This window comes from Pseudoblastomonas marina, assembly GCF_014641655.1.
In the GTDB taxonomy this organism is placed as follows: domain Bacteria; phylum Pseudomonadota; class Alphaproteobacteria; order Sphingomonadales; family Sphingomonadaceae; genus Alteriqipengyuania_A; species Alteriqipengyuania_A marina.
The window spans coordinates 1-1,260 of the sequence record NZ_BMID01000012.1 but is presented as its reverse complement, the minus strand read 5'-3'; the positions used below and the strand labels follow the sequence as shown (position 1 = coordinate 1,260).

1 rRNA gene is annotated in these 1,260 nt (G+C 38.5%); it reads left to right on the top strand.

What is annotated here, in order from left to right:
• Nucleotides 1-355 precede the first annotated feature (355 nt).
• Nucleotides 356-1,260 (top strand): 23S ribosomal RNA (locus IEW49_RS13345); the annotation flags it as partial.

Sequence of the window (1,260 nt, the reverse complement as noted above, 5' to 3'; positions counted from 1 at the left end):
TTTAGCTTCCCCCCCCTGCAGTACTGCAGGGCGGGGGGACGGCTAAAAAAAAATTAAGCCAGCCTCAGTGGCTAAAAAAAATGCATAGCCGGCTAAAAAAAATAATGACGGATTAGAGTCAGATTGGTTACGACACTCCCTTTGGGAGGGAGATTTTCTGTGTTCGAGTCACAGTAATCCGATGAGTTGGTTTACGTTACCCCCCTCCTCCACCCCTCCCCCCCTGCAGTACTGCAGGGCGGGGGGACGTGGAGGAGGGGGTAGCGAATTAATTAATTGTATAATGAAGAAGTCTTAGAAATGTAATGGATATAAAGCTTATGTTTATATATATAGACATATATAAGTATATAAAGAGACTACTACCAATAGCTACACTATGTATTAAGGAGAGTATAACTTAATTTATGTTTATGATTTTATCATACCCCTAAAAATGACACCGAGGAGCAAGGGTCGGGTTAGCATCCTGGTTCGTACACCTTGGTGACCTAGGCTAGTACCAGGTCCCCCTCTAAGGGACTTGTCCCCCTCTAAGGGACTTGCGTCGGTCCTATCCTAGGCCGAATAGGTGAATAAATACTTACGGACGGCCTTGGTCTGTCCTAGAGGTTATCAACATATGAACTCTTAGAGAAATTACTTAATAAACGAAGTGAATTGAAATATCTTATTAACTTCAGGAAAAGAAATCAAACGAGATTCTATGATTAGTGTGAACGAAAATAGAGCAGCCTATTAAAATAAGTAAAATGGCTTTAAAGCTGTTTGAATATTGTGGGGAACCTTCCTCAAAGGCTAAATATAATACATGAGTTACAGAGAAAAGTACCGTGAGGGAAAGCTTTGAAATAGTAGTTTTATAAGCAGCTCAAGCAATAAGAAAGCGAGAGCGTACCTTTTGCATAATGGGTCACCAAGTTAATTTTAGATGCGAGCGAATTTATTTATGTTTTTACTGATTAAACAATATAATGAATCATAATTATTTTTGTAACGAGTATTAGTATTAAATCTTAATTTAATATTAGTATAAGTTTTCAGTATGGCGGCTACATAGCATAATCTATGCAGCCAGCCAATAATTGGATTTCCAATCCAATTTCGGTAATAAATAGATGTGCATAGTTAAACCGATCATTAAAATAATGAATAGTGTCTAAAGTTAGACCCGAAGCCTGGTGATCTTACTATAGTCAGGACTATAAAGGTCCGAACGGGTTATCGTTGCAAAGATATCCGAAGAACTATGGTAAGCGA